Consider the following 15,979-nt stretch of genomic DNA (forward strand, 5'->3'; position numbering starts at 1 on the left):
CACGATGAACGCCGCCCAGAAGAAATACCTGGAACAGTTCATCGATACGTACGTCGATAGGACGCGTGCATCGCGCCTCCGCCGCGAGCAAAGTGTGGCCATGAGCGACCCGCGGTCGTCGAGCGGCTTCGCGTCGGGATCCGCGCCAGAGGTTCGCGATTTTTGGCTTGCGAGCAAGGCTCTGCGCTACTCGCTGGTGGGCGTGCGCGCCGACGGGGCACGCGTTTGGGATCTCGATGGAAACGAGTACATCGATTTTGGTTTTGGCTTCGGGGTCCATTTCTTCGGACACCGACCACGGTTTCTTCTGGACGCGATGAGCATGCGGCTCGTTCGAGGGGCGCCGATGGGACTTCAATCGGAGGACGCGGCCGAGAACGCGGCGGGCATTTCTGCTCTTACCGGCGACGAGCGCATTGCCTTTTGCAATTCGGGCACGGAGGCGGTGATGATTGCGGTGCGCCTCGCACGTGCGGCGACGGGCCGCATGAAGATCGCGCTTTTCGCGGGCTCGTACCACGGGTCGTACGATGACGTCCTCGGCGGGATTCCGTCCGCGCTGGGGCTCGGGGCCGGTCATCGGGGGGCCGCCCTCGTTTTGAAATACGGTGATCCCGAGAGCCTTCGGGCCATCGAGGAACACGCGTACGAGCTCGGCGCCGTTTTGGTCGAGCCGGTCCAATCGAGAAACCTCGAGGTGCCTCCACATGGCTTCTTGCGAGAGCTGCGCGCCCTCACCGCCGCGCGTGGCATTGCGCTGATCTTCGACGACGTGATGCTCGGGTTTCGCGTTCATCAGGGAGGAAGCCAAGCCTACTTCGGTATTCACGCCGACCTTGCGACCTATGGAAAAGTGATCGGAGGGGGGATGCCCATGGGGGTCGTGGCCGGGAAGGCCGAGTATCTGAACTTCATCGACGGTGGCCCCTGGCGCTTCGAAGGCAACGACTATCCCAAGGTCGACAAGATTTGGTTCGCGGGCACGTTCAACAAGAACCCGCTGACGATGGCGACCGCGAAAGCGATGATCGGGCGCCTCCGGTTCGAGGGAAACGCCCTTCAGGAGGGCCTGAATCGGCGGACCTCGACGTTCACCGAGAGACTCGGAGCATGGCTCGAACGTGAATCGTTCCCCGTGCGGATCGCGCGCTATGGGTCCATGTTCCGATTCATCCTGCCGCCGCACGGCGCCCTTTTGGTTCAGCACTTGCACATGCGCGGAATCTACACGTGGGAAGGCATGCTCTTCTTCGTTTCTCCTGCCCACTCGGAGGCTGATCTGCAGTTGTTCGAGGATGCCGTCAAAGACAGCCTCCTCACCATGCGTCGCGCCGGGTATCTCGTTTGAAGCTCAGCCTCCCGCCGATGTGTACTGCGATATCGCACGCAACCAAATGGCCCTCGAGCCGGCGGCAAATACGATGGCCACGACGAACGAGAGCACGAAGGCGTGCCACGGCAATCTGCCCAGCAAGGCCAGCGACGGGTACGTCGTCATCAGCGCGAGCGGGATCACGAAAGTGAAGACCAGGCGAAGGGCGCCGCGGAATACCGCAACCGGCCAGCGCGCCGCATCGAAGATGGAGCTGAAAAGCTGGGACAGGTTGTCGACGCGAACTACGTGGAAGGCGGCGCTTACGGTGAGAATTCCCAGCGAATATAGGATGACCATCGCGGCCGCGAGGAGTGCCAGGGCGCCTGCGATACCCCACGGCGTCGGGCCATGGCCGATTTTGCGGAAAGCGAGAACGAAAAGGATCATGGCGGTGACCGCATTGACGGCGCGCCACGGTTGAAACCGCGCGGTGCTGACGAGAAATTGTGCATCGGCAGGCTTGAGCAACACGAAGTCGAGCGTCCCCTTTCGAACGTGTTCGACGACCGCGGCGAGGCTCGGATGGATCGCCCCCTCGAGCACGCCGGTGAGCAGCGTGAACCACGCTACCACCAGCAGCGACTCGCCGAAGCTCCATCCGGCGACGGACTCTCGTTTGCTGAAGACGATGAAGAGTGGGACGATCGCGGTGAGCGCCCAGAAGATCTCGATAATGCCGTCGAGCACGAAGTCGACGCGGTATTGCAGTCCGAGCAAGGTGGACGTGCGAATCTGGGCGGCGAGCAGGTGCAGGTAACGGCGCATGATCCTCGGCTAGCCTCCGTAAGCCGCGAAGCGTCCGATGCCGCGCCGCCAAACGAATGCGGTGAAGGCGCCGAGAACGACCACCATGAGCCATTGTCGGCCGAGCATCGTGAGCGAGGCCGCACGGTCGTAGACGCCGGTCATGAGCTCGACGGGCAAACCGATCTGGTACCGAAAGGGGAGCCAGTCTCCGATGGCTCGAACGATGGGTGGAAACAGCTCGACGGGGATCAGGTATCCGCTGAACACGAAAAAAAGAGCCAGCCAGATATCCATGATCTTGAGGCTGCTCTCCAAAAAGAGAGAGGAGCATCCGACGATGAAATTGACGAACAGACTAATGAGCCAGGCACCCAACATGGAGAGCGCCCAGCCCATCCACACCAGGGGATCGTGTGGGAAAGGCGCCGTGCCCAACCAGATGAGGCCCGCGATGGCGATAGGCAACGAGAAGATGCCGCGTACCGGTACCGAGACCAATTGCTCGGCGGCGTAGGCCAGCATGGGATGGACGGGCCGCAAGAGGCGCATCGCCAAGGTGCCGTCGCGCACTTCGGTGTTGATTTGCCAACAGGCCCATGAACCCGTGAATTGACGCACGATGAACGTCGATAGGAAGTAGGCTATCAACTCGGTCTCACCCAATCGTCCCACGGGCCCTTCGCGTGCCACGGCAAGCCAGAGCGCGAGCATGATGAGCGGCATCGTTGTGGCGAGCATCCATACGAGTACCTCAGCGCGGTACGCCACCGCCTCCGCAAAAGCCACGCGCAACATGGTGGGAAGCGCGCGGGCCGTGCTGCGGACGCTCATGGTGCATCCTTATATCATGAATATACGTTGCGCGATGCGCTAGGAACGGCGTTATGAGGTATAACGCAAAGCCATGCCGCGGACGTACTCACTCCACTTCGCCTCCGAGTTGAACGCCCCCGTCGAGGTGGTATGGGACGCCGTTGGCACCATGAAGGGCGTCAATGCGGAATTGGGTCCGTGGCTGCGCATGACCGCGCCGCCGGAGGCTGCCGGCCAGCGCATCGAGGATGCCCCGCTCCGCACACCCATGTTTTCGAGTTGGGTGCTTTTGGGCGGCGTCTTTCCCATCGACCGGCATCACTTCATGCTGGCCGCGGTCGAACCCGGGCGCGCCTTTTGGGAAGAGTCCACGTCGTGGAGTCAAATGCGTTGGGAGCATCGTCGCCGCATTGCACCGCGGGGAGACAGTGGGTGCGTTTTGACGGACGCGCTGACGTTCACCCCTCGCCTGGGCGCGCTCGGACCCGTGTTGAAGCGCGTGATCGGTGCCATCTTTCGACATCGGCATCGGCGCTTGCGCAGACGCTTCGGTGAGCTTACATCGCTAAGATAGCGGGCGTGCGTGCCCGCGCCCAGCTTTGGGGAGGCCATGCATGTTCATCGAGGTGCGGACGTACACGCTTCATTGCGGCAAAATCCCTGAATTTTATTCTTTGTACGAGTCCCAAGGGCTCGAGAAGCACGCCCGAACGCAGGGAAATCTCATCGGGGTGTTCTCGTCGGAAATTGGCGAACTGGATCAAATCACGTTCATGGTCGGCTACGACGACCTGAAACAGCGTTCCGAGCGCCGCGCCCAATTGTATGCCGATCCGGATTGGCAGAGGTATGCCGATCGCGTGCGCCCGCTCATCACGCGGCAGGAGAACAAGATTCTCATCCCCGCGCGCTTCTCCCCATTGCGATAGTCCTACGACCATGGGTGAATTCCAAGGACTCGTCGCCTTTTCGGTGACGCCGACCCGCCCGGACGAATCCATCGACGAAGACCGATGGTGCACACACATCGACACGCTCATCGAGGCCGGCGTCGATGGAGTCGCCATTTTCGGCAGCACGGGATCCATTGGCTCGTTCACCGAGGCCGAGCGCCGTCGTGTCGCCGAGGTGATCACGAAACACGTCGCGCGCCGCGTTCCCGTGGCCATTGGCACGGGCGCCATCACCACGGCCGAGGCCGTGCGCCTTTCCGAACACGCGGAGAAATCCGGCGCCGACGCCATTCTGGTCGTGCCCATTACGTATTGGCCATTGAACGAGGCCGAACTCTGCGCCCACTACCGCGCCATTGCCGCCGCCACGCATGTTCCCATTTTTGCGTACAACAGCCCCGTGCTCACCGGCGTGGACATGACGCCGAACATCATCGTGCGCCTCTGCGAAGACGGCCGGGTGCAATACCTCAAAGAGAGCGCCCGCGATCTTCTGCGCATCCCACATATCAAAGAGGCCACCGACGGCCGCCTGCGCATCTTCGGCGGCCGCGACGACTCCATCGTCGAAGCCCTGCGCCTCGGCGCCACCGGCTGGACCTCCGGCGCCGTCAACATCGTCCCCCGCGCCTGCCGCCGTCTTTTCACTCTTGCGAACGGGTCGCAAGAACTATCCGCGACCCATTTGCTGCAGCGCCGCCTGACCCCTCTCATGTCCTTCCTCATGGACAAGGGCCACGTCAGCGTCTGCCACACGGCACTTGAAATCCTGGGCCGCCCCGTCGGTGCCCCCCGCCGTCCGATTCTGCCCCTCGCCGGCAAAGACCGCGTCCAGCTCGAGGCAATATTGAGAACCCTTGAGGAGGACCTTTAGCGATCGCTCGAGGAAGTGGGCCAACCTACGAGGAAGGTGGTCTCGTTAGGGAATGACCTTACGCCGCCGGAAGTCGGTAAAGACGCGCGTGAACATTTCTTCGGTATCCACGAATTCATGGAACCCGAAGCGGCGCGCTTTGGAGGCGTCGGCGATCATGTCGTAGTCCGCCGAGAAGATGCCGTCGCCGAAGCGCCAGGACGACACCTCGGCGAACGAGTGGCGCTCGAGTCCGTACTTCTCCACGATGGAGTTCCATACTGCCTCTTTGTCGGCCATCACCACGGCAAGGGGCATCGGCAATGGCGGCGCCACCTCCAGCTCGAAGAAGCGCGCGATCTTGGGCCACATCTCGCTCCATCGGAAAAGGTCTCCGTTGTTGATGTTGAATACCTGGTTGGCGCACCTTGGATCGGTGGCGGCCCAAACGGTGGCGCGTGCAAGCAACCCGGCGTCGACCACCTCCAATAGATTGTCGTAGGCGCCGCGCTTGCCGGGAAAGCGCAGAGGCACACCGAGTTCCTTGGACATGGTGGCGTAGATGGCGATGACCATGGCCAAGTTCATCGGGACCCCGAGCGCGAAGCCGCACACCATGGGCGGCCGGAGTGCGGACCAAGTCCATGATTGGCCCTTCTGGCGCGCTTCCAGGAATTGCTGCTGATCCACATTGAATTCCGGCGGCATGTGCGGCGGATCGCTCTCGCGCGCGGGCGTCTTGAACGGCCCCAAGTGCGCGCCATATACCTTCGTGCCCTGCATCAGGCTCACGTGCTCGAGCCCCTTGGCCACCGGTTCGATGGCCTCGACCACGTGAACGAGCATGCTCAAATTGGGCGCCACCAGCTCGGCCCAGGTCGGCCGGTCCTGGAAGGCGGTGTAAAACACGTGCGTCACGTCCGTGAGGTCGCGAAGCTTTTGCCGCGTCTGGTCGGCGTCGAGCAAATCGACCGCAATGTGGCGCACACGGTCCGTCGAAACCCCGCCGCGTCGGGACAGGCCAACGACATCCCACTCGCCGGCCTCGACGAGGTGATCAATCAAATGGCTGCCAATGATGCCGCGAGCGCCTACCATCAATGCGACTTTCTTTCGTTTCGTCATGCTCGCTTGCGTAGGGTCGGGGGGCGCTGCTCGAGAAATGGCCTGGACCCGACAACACCTTTCGATAAATTCGAAAGATGAGCGTCCTTCTCGAGATGCAGACCTTCCTGGAGATCGTGAACCGCGGAAGCCTCAGCGCGGCGGCGAGGGCCATGTCCACCGTGCCCTCGACCATCAGCGCGCGCCTCTCCGCCCTGGAAGATCGCCTGGGCGTGGCCCTGCTCGTGCGCAGCACGCGCCGGCTCCGCCTCACGGACGAGGGCGAGCGCTACCTGGTCGACTGCCGGCGCATCCTCGACGAGATCGAGCGCACCGAGGCGTGCATCGGCCGCCTGAAGGGCTCGCTGCGCGGAAGCCTGCGCATCACCGCCCCCTCCGACCTAGGGCGTGGGCGGCTGCGCCCGATCCTCGATGCCTTTGCCGAGGAGCACCCGCGCGTCCAGATCCACCTTCACCTGTCGGACGGAGTCGTGGATCTGGTGCGCGATGGTTTCGACGTGGCCTTGCGCACGGGCGAGCTCGAAGACAATCGCTTGGTGGCGCGCAAACTCGCCCGCTGCCACCGCGTGGTCTGTGCCTCACCGAGCTACTGGTCCCGCCGTCCACGCCCGCTCACCCCCGCGGATCTAGCCGAGCATGAATGCCTGCTCTGGATGCCTGACGGGCAAAATCACGCCACGTGGATGTTCACGACCGAGGATCGCGGGCCGCTCGAAGTGCGTGTTCAAGGGCGCCGCAGCTCGAACGATGGGGAGCTCGTGCGAGCGTGGGCGCTCGAGGGATTGGGGATTGCTCTCAAGTCCTTCTGGGCCGTGGAGCGCGATCTGGAATCGGGCAAATTGGAGTCCGTATTGAATCGATACGTGCGCGCGGCTGACTTATACGCCGTCTATCCAAGTCGACGTCATCTTCCGAGCCGCGCGCGGGCCCTGATCGACCATTTGGCATCGGCGTTCGCTACTCCTTAGGGTCGATGGGCATACGCGATATCGACTCGCGGAAAAGGAATGCGAACACTTGGGCGTCTTCCTCGACGCGCTTGAAGACATTGGTGCCAATTCCATGGCCAGAATCGAGCCACGTGCGCAGAAAGCAGTTGTGCGCTCATTCGCGACGCCTTCAAAATATCGCCTTCGTCAAAAATTACGTTTACCGCGTCGATGGCGAAAAAAATCGAACCCAATGGCGTCGGCACGCCCCGTGATAAAGACTCGTTCACCTTTGGCGCCGGTGACAGCCTTGTTACCGCGTGAAGGATTCCGGCCGCGCCTATTCCGTGAAGCTCACGGCGGATTTGTGACGCGTTACGCTTCAGCACCCATCGTTAAAAGAGACGGGCCATAGATCTTTCCGAATTTCGAGACGTAGCTCGGAAGCGGCTTTCGAAGATCGGCGTTGGCTAGGCGAGAGGTGCGGGCGATGGCGCGAGGATGGGTGCGCGGGGTCGGGGTTCTCGGTGTGGTCGTGGCCTCCGGATGCGGTGCGGGCCGCGGAGTCCTTTCGGAAGCGCGCCCGCCGGCCAAGTTGGCGAGTGCATGCTTGCGCACGCACCCAGCCGCGGTGCCCGCGACGCAGGATCGGAACCGGCAGGGCGCGCTGGTGGTGCTTGCAACGGCGGGGCCGAATCGTCTGGCGTACGTGGCGGATGAGGATGATGGGTCGATTCATGTCATCGACCTGGGATCGATGCTCGAGCGAACAACGTTCGATGCGGGCGGAACCCCAGGGCAAATGATGATGACCGCGGACGGTCGTCTCTTGGTGACCCTGCGCGACAAAGCCCAGGTGCGCGTGTTCGAGCCCGCCGAGGGCGGGACGATGGTCGAGCGGTGCACCGTCGATACGGCGACGGAGCCGGTGGCGCTGGCGATGACCCCCGACGATGCCACCGTGATCGTGACCTCGGGCTGGGGCCATGCGCTCACCGCGCTGGATGGCAGCGACTTGCACCGAAAATACCAGGTCGATCTGCCGCGGGAACCGCGCAGCGTCGTCGTTTCCGACGATGGCGCCAAAGCCTACGTCGCGCATGCCGTGGGCTCGGCGATGAGCGTCATCGATCTTCGCGCCGACGCGCACGCGGTGGCCAGCATCGGCCTCAAAGGCCAAGACGAGCGACCGAGGTTTCGCGGGAAGGGGGCTCGCCGGCCCATTTCGAAGCGCCGCGCGAAGTCGCTGGAGCAGCCCATCGAGGCGCCGGAGAAGGTCGAACGGCTTTCGTGCCAGGGATTTGCCCTGGCCAAGAGCGTCGCCCCGACGGGGCGCGTGCTTGCGCCGCAGGTGCTCGTGGAGAACGGCGACACGCGCGAGCCGTCGGACGGGTACGGCTCGGTGAGCGGCGGTCCGACCGAGGTACCGGATGTCGCGGTGATCGATCAGGGCTCCGATCGGCCCTTCGAGGCATCGCTGCTGGTGCGCTCGGATCGAAGCCATTCCCCGCAGGACACCGAGTGCCTCTTGCCGCGCGCGGCGGCGGTCGATCCGGGAAGCGGATCGCTGTTCGTGACCTGCGTGGGAAGCGATGCCCTCGTCGAGTACGACGCAGCCTCCACCGAGCCGCATCGCACGGAGCTGCGTCGTTGGCGCGTCGCCTCGGGGCCGGTGGGCCTCGCCATCGATGCGCCGTCGCATCGCGCCCTGGTGTGGTCGCAATTCGACCGAACCTTGAACGCGGTGCCGTTGGGCGACGCGGCCGAGCCGGCCCCTGTGCTGCGCCTCGCGTTGAGCCGGCGTTCGGCCCGCGCCGAGACGGCGGATCTGTCGCTGGGCCGAAGGCTCTTTCACGCGGCGGGCGATGCGCGCATTTCGTCCGACGGCCGGGCCTGCGCGTCGTGCCATCCCGATGGCCGCGACGACACGATCACATGGGCAACGCCCGATGGTCCGCGGCAGACGCCGATCCTGGCGGGACGTCTCGAGGGAACGGCGCCTTACGCGTGGGTGGGAAGCGGCGACGACGTGGCCGCCCACCTCGGGCACACGTTTCAGCGGCTTCGCGGGCGCGGTTTGGCACCGCACGAGCTCGACGCGTTGGTGGCCTACGTGACCCAAATGGCCCCCCCGCCGCCACGTGAGAGCGATGCGAGCACCGTACGCCTCGAGCGCGGTTCGCAGATCTTCCACTCGACCGAGGCCGGCTGCGCCTCGTGCCACGGCAAGAACGGCGGCAATCCCGACGGGCTGCGGCACGACGTCTCGAGCCGCGCCGCCTCCGACGTGACGGGGGAGTTCGACACGCCTTCACTGCGCTTCGTCGGCGGCAGCGCGCCCTACTTCCACGACGGCCGCTATGCATCGCTCCGTACTTTGCTGGTCGAGACCGATGGCAAAATGGGCAAGGTCTCGCATCTGACGCCCTCGGATCTCGAGGCCCTGGAAGCCTACGTTCGGAGCCTGTGATGAAGCCATTGATCGCTGCCGCCGTCGTATTGCTTTCCGAACTTCATCAAGCTCCGATGCGAGACCCAGCGTTGCAAAAGCCGCCCGCGAGCGTTGCAGCCGGGGAGGGCGTGCCGGGGCTTCGGGTGGTATCGACCTCCGGCGACGGCCTCGATGTCGTGGCCGATGGTTGCGTGGCCCACGCGGGCGTCGAGTCGATGGCAGCCTCCGTCTCGATTTATGGCCCCGAGCGGATCGTGCCCGTGCGTGTCGAGCACTTGCAGGAGCAAGACGGCGCGGCATCGCTGAGCATCGAGCACGTCTTCGTCGACCGGCGCACCCGCGCGGCCAAAAGCTTTCGCACCGAGACCATGGATCTGAAGCCGGTGGCAAGCTTCCTCGCGGCGGCGGGCGACACGCGCAAGGTCTACGCCTACCGCGACGATCACTTCGTCCACGTGGTGTGGCCCACCGCCGACAACTGCAGCCACGGGCACCTGCGCATCGACACGGCCGATCCCAACGGCCCCAAATCGAGCGCCATCGCCCGAACCTGGACCGCCACCTCCACCTCGCCCAAGTCACGCCGCATCCGCGTGAGCGCGAGCCTAAGCAAATCGACCCAGGACCCCGAGCCGATTCTCAGCGTGAGCGTCGCCGTGCACGCTACTCCTTGAGATGAACGGACTACTCCTCGTCCGCCGAGCGGCGGAGGCCGAGGCGTTTGCGGAGGGCGCGGGCCGATTGGCGGGAGATTTCGACGGTGGCGCCGGTGCGGGTGCGGGCGACGTAGCCGCCGGTGGGGCAAGGTTCGAGGTGGACGACGTGTTCGAGGTTCAAAAGGGCCTTGCGGTGCACGCGTTCGAAGGGGAAGCGGGCGAGCTTTTCCGACAAGGTCTGCAGCGAGAAATCGGTGAAGTACTTTTGCCCGCCGACGTAAATGGTCACGAGCTCCCCCTCGAGCAACGCGTGGCTCACCTCGCGCGGGTCGACGAGTACGATGCCCTGCTGCGTGGGAATGGCCAATCGCGCCAGCGCAGTTTGGGCAATTTGGCGCTGCTCGCGCAGCTCGGCGTGGAAGCGCTCGCGGGCCTCGCGGGAACGGGCGCGCTGCAGCGCTTTTTCCAGGCGCTCGCCCTCGATGGGCTTGAGCAGGTAATCGATGGCCCCCACGTCGAACGCGGCGACGGCGTGCTCCGCGTAGGCGGTGCAAAAGATGGTGTACGGCCCGTCCTCGGGCAGAAGGGCCATGGCCTCCAGGCCGGTGAGGCCGGGCATTTGAATATCGAGTAGCATCACATCGATATCGCCTTCCGCGACGCGCTTGAGCACGGCGATGCCATCGGCGCACTCCCCGCGAAGTTCGATATCGGGAATGCCCTTCAGCAAACGCGTAAGGCGCTTTCGGGCGATTTCCTCGTCGTCGGCAATGAGGACGCGAAGCGCTGTCATACGAGCACCCCGGCATCGGGGCCCTTGGTGGGAAGTCGCAATTGGGCGCGCGTGCGCTCCCCCAGCGACGCCATATCGAGTTTCACGGTATTGCCGTACGCGACGGCGAGCCTTCGCTCCACGATGGGGAGCCCCTCGCTTCCCGGGCGCGCGCCGCGGTATGCCCCAGGGTTCTCCAGCGAAAAGAGCACCGCGCCGGCATCGAGATGAACGCGCACCGCGATTTCGCCACGATGGCCCGCCGCGGGACCGTGTTTGACCGCGTTTTCGGCCAGCGGAAGAAGAACCATGGGTGGAACCTTGGTCTCGGCGGCGGCCTCGTCGACGTCCCAGGTGAGCGAGAACGCCGCGGGGTCACGAATCAAGTGCAGCGAAAAAAGAGCCTTCATGAGCTCGAGCTCCTTGGACAGAGGCCACGTGGGGGAGCGGACGCCTTGAAGGATGGTTCGCAGCATCGAGGACAATTGCAAAATAGCACGCTCCGCGGTTTCGCCGTCGTCGCGGCACCACTCGGCAATCGCGTTCAGCGTATTGAAGAGAAAATGCGGATCGAAGTGTGCGCGCAGCGCGAGAAGCTGAGCGCTTTCCGCTTCGCGCGCAAGCGCGGCCGCACGCGCCCGCTCGCGGGAAAGGCTTGCCTCGAGGCCGATGTCGCGGCCCAGGCCCCAGCCGCCCACGAGAAACAGCGCCACCGACACGAAGAGGCTCGGGGCCGTCGTCAAGAACGTGAGGCGCATGGAAAGAAGCTGCGGCACGGCGACGCCGAGGGTCACGACCACGCCCGTGCCCAGGCCCGCATAGGCCAAAAGCCCGAGGATGCGCCGGCGTGGACTGCCATCGTCGGGCACGAGCACGCGCCACGCGAGGGGAGCGATGAGCACGAACGCGAGGCAATCGACGATGGCCAAGGAGACGGCCAGCGGATCGTCGCTGAAGCGGCCCTGGGCAATGATCAGCGGGATGGCCACGAGAAGCACGGGCACGAGCCGCTTCGGCGCGAGAAGCGCGCGGGTCGTTTCCCGAACCGTGGACCGTACCGACATGGGAGAGAGCTTACCTCGTGAGCCACGAAACCACCGCATGGTGGGTCTCCTCCGCCCGAAGCAACATGGCGAAGTGCCCCGCATCGAGCTCGACGTACTTCCCGCCCACGCGCCGGGTGTACGCGCGAACCATGGACGCAGGCATCATCGTGTCGCGCCGGCCTTGTACGGCGAGCACGGGAATGCCGGGGTTGGCGGCGCTCGCGGAGGCGCCGGAAAGAAGAATGAGCCCCTTGAAGGTGCCGCGCATGCGCGGTGCCAGAAGGGTCGCGCCAACACCGCCGTTCGAGAGGCCCGCGAGGTAGAAGCTTTTGACCCCGCGCCGGCGCAGGGCGGCGACGGTGGCGCGGAGGGTTCGCTCGCCCGACGCGGACCACCAGTCGCCGTTCACGCCCGTCGAAGGGCAGACGGTGGCGAGGTTCGCACGGGCGGCGGCGCGCGAGATTTCCCAACACGGGAGAACGAAGCTGCCCGCGAAGCCGTGCAGAAAAATGAGGACACCGGCCGCGTGCTGGACATCGCCGAACTCGATGGGATCGCGCGGCATAAGCTCGACGTCGTGCTCGCGAGCCCGCGCATACGCTGCGGACATCACCTCGGGGAGCTTCGCCACGTCGGGATCGCGGTAGTAGCCGGTGATGCGAATCATGTGGGCGGCCGCCACGGCGACGTGGCCCTCGTCGACGGTGCTGGCCACGCCCAGGGACACAACGAGAACGCCGAGCCACTTGCGCATGGTGCAAAACTAGGTCGCCCGCGCACGGCGACGATGGCGGCTCGGGCCGAGCGGTCGCAAACCCTCCGTCAGCGGTCGCGGGATGCGGGGCGGCCTCGGCGGCGGGCCGAAACGGCGAGCGCATCGAGCAGGGCCACCGTCGCAGGCGGATCCGGCGGTTGACCGTAGGTCGCCGCCAGCACATAGCGCTCCGCCCCTGGAAGAGCTCGCGTGATGAGGCCCGGGTGGCGCGCGGAAAGAAGCGCCAGCTCGGGCAAGGTCGTGACCCCCAGGCCTGCCGCGACCAGCGCTTGCACGGCGATGTAGTCGTCCGTCGTAAAGGCGATCTGCGGGGTGAATCCCGCCAGCGCGCACTGCGCGAGCAGGTGGCGCCGGCAACGCTCGCAGCCTGCGATCCAGCGCTCTTTCGCGTACGCCGCGAGATCCGTTCCGCGGCGCTGGCCCTTGGGCACCACGAGGTACACCGGCTCGGTGAGAAGGCGCGTGAGGCGAATGCCGTGCTCGCCCTCGTCGTCGGCGGCCGCGAGATCGTGCTGGAACACCACGGCCACGTCGACGTTGCCCGCGCGAAGCATCTGCAGTGCCTCCGGGGGCTCGGCCTCGAGGAACGAGAGCTGGAGGCGCGGGTGCTTCTCCGCCAGGATCGCGGCGGCGGCGGGAACGAAGGTACCCAGCGCCGACGGAAATGCCGCAAGGCGCACCCTTCCTTCGCGCAGCCCGACGTGCGCCGCGAGCTCCGCCTCCGCGGCGTCGAGGCGGCCGAGGATCTCGGTAGCCCGATCGGCGAGGAGCCGGCCCGCATCGGTCAATCGGATCCCGCGCCCCACCCGCTGTACGAGCTTGGCGCCGGTCTCCTCCTCGAGCCGGGCCAGGTGGTGGCTGACCGAGGGTTGTGCATAGTGCAACACCTCGGCCGCCGTGGTCACGGAACCGTGTTTTGCCACGGTGGCGAGCACACGAAGGCGCGTCAAATCAAGCATGACGCAAATATAGACCGCATCTATGTATTGTCGCCAACATTGGCATTGGACGTATGTACCAAACGTTGCGACGGTGACCCCATGCGCATTCCGAACTTCACCGATGTGCTACGCGCGCGGCGCGTGATCAAAGAACATCTCACGCCGACCCCGATGTGGTCTTACCCCGTGCTGGACGCAGCCCTCCGCACGAAGGTGTACGTGAAGCACGAGAACGTGCAGCCCACGGGGGCGTTCAAGATCCGCGGCGGCCTCACCATCCTGTCCTCGATGGACGCCGAGTACCGAAAGCACGGCGTGGTCACGTACTCGACGGGCAACCATGCGCAGTCCATCGCGTACGCGGCGCGCCAGTTCGGGGCGCCTTGCGTGATCACGATGCCGGAACGCGCGAACGCCGAGAAGGTGCGGGCCGTGCGGGCGCTGGGGGCGGAGGTGCTGCTCGAAGGCGCGACGGTCGACGAGGCGGCGGCCACTGCAGCACGCGTCTCCGTGGAACGAGGGATGCGCCTGCTCCACGCCGACGAGCCCGAGCTCGTGGCGGGCGTGGGCACCTGCTACATGGAAATCTTCGAGTCGGTGCCCGATCTCGACACGGTCATCGTGCCCGTGGGCAGCGGCACCGGAGCCGCCGCAGCTTGCTTGGTGGCCGCGGCCATGGCCCCGAAGTGCCGCGTCGTCGCGGTGCAATCCGAGGCTTCGCCGGCGGCGCACGAATCCTGGCGCCTCGGGAAATGCGTCTCGCAGTCGAACCGCACCATCGCCGAGGGCCTCGCCACCGGCCGGGGCTTCGCCCTTCCGCAGGAAATCCTCCGCGGGAAGCTCGCCGACTTCATGCTGGTAAGCGATTCCGCGATCCGCTGCGCGCAGCGCCTGATGCTGACCCACGCGCACACGCTCGCGGAAAGCGCAGGCTCCGCCGCCGTCGCCGCCGTGCTCTCGTACCCGGAGGATTTCGCCGGGCAGCGCGTCGCCGTGGTGTGCAGCGGCGGCAACGCCAGCGAGCGCGAAATGCCCGAGGTGCTCTCCGCCGAATTCAAGCGCGAGAACTTGGAGCGCAAGATCTCCATCGTGACGGCGAGCGCGTAACGCTCACCAGAAGAGAGCCTTCATCGGAGGCGAATGCTCGAGAAACACGAGGGCCCGATATTGGTGCGACGGCACCATGTTCCCGCCCTCGGGTTCGCCCACCATGTACACTTGCTCCTTTCCTATCCAAGGAGACTCCGTATCCACGATCAGGGAGGGATGCCCAAGGGCGTGCAGTTTGCCCTCCAACGACGTGGCGCTCGCCATGGCCACCGGCTCGTGACCCGGTCGATTGATCTCCATGTAGTATCCAACGACTCCGACGGCCACGTAGGCGCTTCCCACTTCTTTTGCGAGCTCGGTACCGAATGACGTTGCCCCCGCGATGGGGTTGTCGGTCACCTCGTGATTGTGGGCGGTCACGTGTGTGTTGTGGGCCGAAATGACGACCTTCTTCCCGGCGAAGTGCAGATCACGGGTGCGGCGGAAGATGCGATGCATGGCGACGTCGCGAACGTTCCGTACCGTCTTTTCGTCGTTGTTTTGGATCGCCTCCAATTCGGTTTGCCAGGACCGAAAGCTGATGGCCGCCATCTCGGCACGCGCGATACCGTCTTTCGAGCTCGCGGCTTCAAGCTGCGCCCGGTTTTCTGCGATGTAGCCGTCCACGGCATCCAGGCCACGTAGACATTCTTCGAGTTCGCTTTTGGGATACGGCTTCGTCTGGTCTCGTGTGATCGGTGCCTCCCGTTGGCAGCTGCGCAATCCATCGATCAGACGCCGTGAGTCCTGCGGGTTTGCGGCCGCCATGAAGGCTTCGAGTTCGGGATAATCCCATTCCGGCTGCTGAACGTCGATTCCGTAGAAGTGAACCTTGTCCGTCGGATGGGCCGTATTGAATTCGCATATCCAGCCGAGAAGTGCCTCCATGTTGTCATCGGCAAAAGAGCCGTAGATGCCGCGATTGGCGAGGGCATCTCGAACGGGACCTTGGCAGGTCTGAAGATGCTGCTCGACCCTCGCCGCAGGTGTGCGTGGAGCCTCGAGCGCAAAAACGCGGGTTCCCCGCTCGATCAGGCCCTTGACGATGCGCGCTTTTGCCGCATTGAAGCCTCCCGACGTGTGGACGCTTTCTCCGAGGCCCACGTATTGCGCGTCGCCAATCCATCTGAATAGCGGTGACAAATCATCCGCGGAAGGGGCGGGGGCGGAATCGGAAAAAGAATAGACGCCCGGCACGATCTCCACGGTTCCCGAGCCATGGTACTCGAGGCTATCGTCGTGGGTACTGCATCCCGCCATGGCCACCACGAAGGCGAGTGCCCAGCCGACACCCTTCGGCCGAATCGCCGTTCTCGACGCGAACATTCGAAGCTCCTTACCAACGCCATCACGGGAGGTGGGCGTCGCGCCCACGAAAACGTCCCGTTGCTTGGCGGCGCATTCTAGCGGCCAGCCGCCGATCGTCCATTCACGATAGCCTAACGGTTCGTTT

16 protein-coding genes are annotated in these 15,979 nt (G+C 64.8%); 8 read left to right on the top strand and 8 right to left on the bottom strand.

Annotated elements, in window-relative coordinates:
- Positions 1-4: 4 nt before the first annotated feature.
- Positions 5-1,348 carry an aminotransferase class III-fold pyridoxal phosphate-dependent enzyme gene (locus tag LZC95_05710; GenBank protein ID WXA96332.1) on the top strand — a complete coding sequence of 448 codons (1,344 nt, stop codon included), beginning with the start codon at positions 5-7 and terminating at the stop codon, positions 1,346-1,348.
- Positions 1,349-1,351: 3 nt separating this feature from the next.
- On the opposite strand, the gene LZC95_05715 is transcribed toward LZC95_05710, so the two are convergent.
- Together LZC95_05715 and LZC95_05720 are read right to left on the bottom strand one after the other, a co-directional pair.
- The gene (locus LZC95_05715) at positions 1,352-2,140 is read right to left on the bottom strand and encodes an ABC-2 family transporter protein (protein ID WXA96333.1); all 789 of its coding nucleotides are present in this window, start codon (positions 2,138-2,140) and stop codon (positions 1,352-1,354) included.
- A gap of 9 nt (positions 2,141-2,149) precedes the next feature.
- The gene (locus LZC95_05720; protein WXA96334.1) at positions 2,150-2,953 is read right to left on the bottom strand and encodes an ABC-2 family transporter protein; all 804 of its coding nucleotides are present in this window, start codon (positions 2,951-2,953) and stop codon (positions 2,150-2,152) included.
- A 73-nt stretch (positions 2,954-3,026) separates the two neighbouring features.
- Here LZC95_05720 and LZC95_05725 point away from each other — a divergent pair, with 73 nt between their 5' ends.
- The 3 genes from LZC95_05725 to LZC95_05735 are packed head-to-tail and all read left to right on the top strand — an operon-like array spanning position 3,027 to position 4,762.
- A complete protein-coding gene (locus tag LZC95_05725; protein ID WXA96335.1) occupies positions 3,027-3,509 on the top strand; it encodes a hypothetical protein in 483 nt (160 codons plus the stop codon).
- 40 nt (positions 3,510-3,549) lie between these two features.
- Positions 3,550-3,864 carry an NIPSNAP family protein gene (locus tag LZC95_05730; GenBank protein WXA96336.1) on the top strand — a complete coding sequence of 105 codons (315 nt, stop codon included), beginning with the start codon at positions 3,550-3,552 and terminating at the stop codon, positions 3,862-3,864.
- Positions 3,865-3,874: 10 nt separating this feature from the next.
- A complete protein-coding gene (locus tag LZC95_05735) occupies positions 3,875-4,762 on the top strand; it encodes a dihydrodipicolinate synthase family protein (protein ID WXA96337.1) in 888 nt (295 codons plus the stop codon).
- Between the two features lie 45 nt (positions 4,763-4,807).
- On the opposite strand, the gene LZC95_05740 is transcribed toward LZC95_05735, so the two are convergent.
- Entirely contained in the window at positions 4,808-5,866 is a 1,059-nt protein-coding gene (locus tag LZC95_05740; protein ID WXA96338.1) for an SDR family oxidoreductase, read from the bottom strand.
- A 77-nt stretch (positions 5,867-5,943) separates the two neighbouring features.
- On the opposite strand from LZC95_05740, the gene LZC95_05745 reads away from it, so the two are divergent.
- The 3 genes from LZC95_05745 to LZC95_05755 all read left to right on the top strand — a co-directional run bounded on the left by LZC95_05745 (position 5,944) and on the right by LZC95_05755 (position 9,921).
- On the top strand, positions 5,944-6,834 hold the full coding sequence (locus LZC95_05745; GenBank protein ID WXA96339.1) for a LysR substrate-binding domain-containing protein: 891 nt from the start codon (positions 5,944-5,946) through the stop codon (positions 6,832-6,834).
- Positions 6,835-7,285: 451 nt separating this feature from the next.
- On the top strand, positions 7,286-9,265 hold the full coding sequence (locus LZC95_05750; GenBank protein ID WXA96340.1) for a hypothetical protein: 1,980 nt from the start codon (positions 7,286-7,288) through the stop codon (positions 9,263-9,265).
- Positions 9,265-9,921: a hypothetical protein gene (locus LZC95_05755; protein WXA96341.1), complete on the top strand. Its 657-nt coding sequence runs from the start codon at positions 9,265-9,267 to the stop codon at positions 9,919-9,921. The genes LZC95_05750 and LZC95_05755 overlap by 1 nt, the downstream gene beginning before the upstream one ends.
- A gap of 10 nt (positions 9,922-9,931) precedes the next feature.
- Here the strand turns inward: LZC95_05755 and LZC95_05760 are convergent, their stop codons facing one another.
- The 4 genes from LZC95_05760 to LZC95_05775 all read right to left on the bottom strand — a co-directional run bounded on the left by LZC95_05760 (position 9,932) and on the right by LZC95_05775 (position 13,455).
- Positions 9,932-10,696, bottom strand: coding sequence for a response regulator (locus LZC95_05760; GenBank protein WXA96342.1), 765 nt, complete (start codon positions 10,694-10,696; stop codon positions 9,932-9,934).
- On the bottom strand, positions 10,693-11,739 hold the full coding sequence (locus tag LZC95_05765) for a histidine kinase (protein WXA96343.1): 1,047 nt from the start codon (positions 11,737-11,739) through the stop codon (positions 10,693-10,695). Before LZC95_05765 ends, LZC95_05760 begins: the two co-directional genes overlap by 4 nt.
- 10 nt (positions 11,740-11,749) lie before the next feature.
- The gene (locus LZC95_05770) at positions 11,750-12,475 is read right to left on the bottom strand and encodes a hypothetical protein (GenBank protein ID WXA96344.1); all 726 of its coding nucleotides are present in this window, start codon (positions 12,473-12,475) and stop codon (positions 11,750-11,752) included.
- Positions 12,476-12,543: 68 nt separating this feature from the next.
- Complete coding sequence (locus tag LZC95_05775; GenBank protein ID WXA96345.1) at positions 12,544-13,455, bottom strand: LysR family transcriptional regulator; 912 nt, start codon at positions 13,453-13,455, stop codon at positions 12,544-12,546.
- Positions 13,456-13,536: 81 nt separating this feature from the next.
- On the opposite strand from LZC95_05775, the gene LZC95_05780 reads away from it, so the two are divergent.
- On the top strand, positions 13,537-14,544 hold the full coding sequence (locus LZC95_05780; protein WXA96346.1) for a pyridoxal-phosphate dependent enzyme: 1,008 nt from the start codon (positions 13,537-13,539) through the stop codon (positions 14,542-14,544).
- A 3-nt stretch (positions 14,545-14,547) separates the two neighbouring features.
- On the opposite strand, the gene LZC95_05785 is transcribed toward LZC95_05780, so the two are convergent.
- Complete coding sequence (locus tag LZC95_05785; GenBank protein WXA96347.1) at positions 14,548-15,852, bottom strand: erythromycin esterase family protein; 1,305 nt, start codon at positions 15,850-15,852, stop codon at positions 14,548-14,550.
- Positions 15,853-15,979: the final 127 nt, after the last annotated feature.

The sequence above is a fragment of the Sorangiineae bacterium MSr12523 genome (genome assembly GCA_037157775.1).
Taxonomy (GTDB): Bacteria; Myxococcota_A; Polyangia; order Polyangiales; family Polyangiaceae; genus Pendulispora; species Pendulispora brunnea.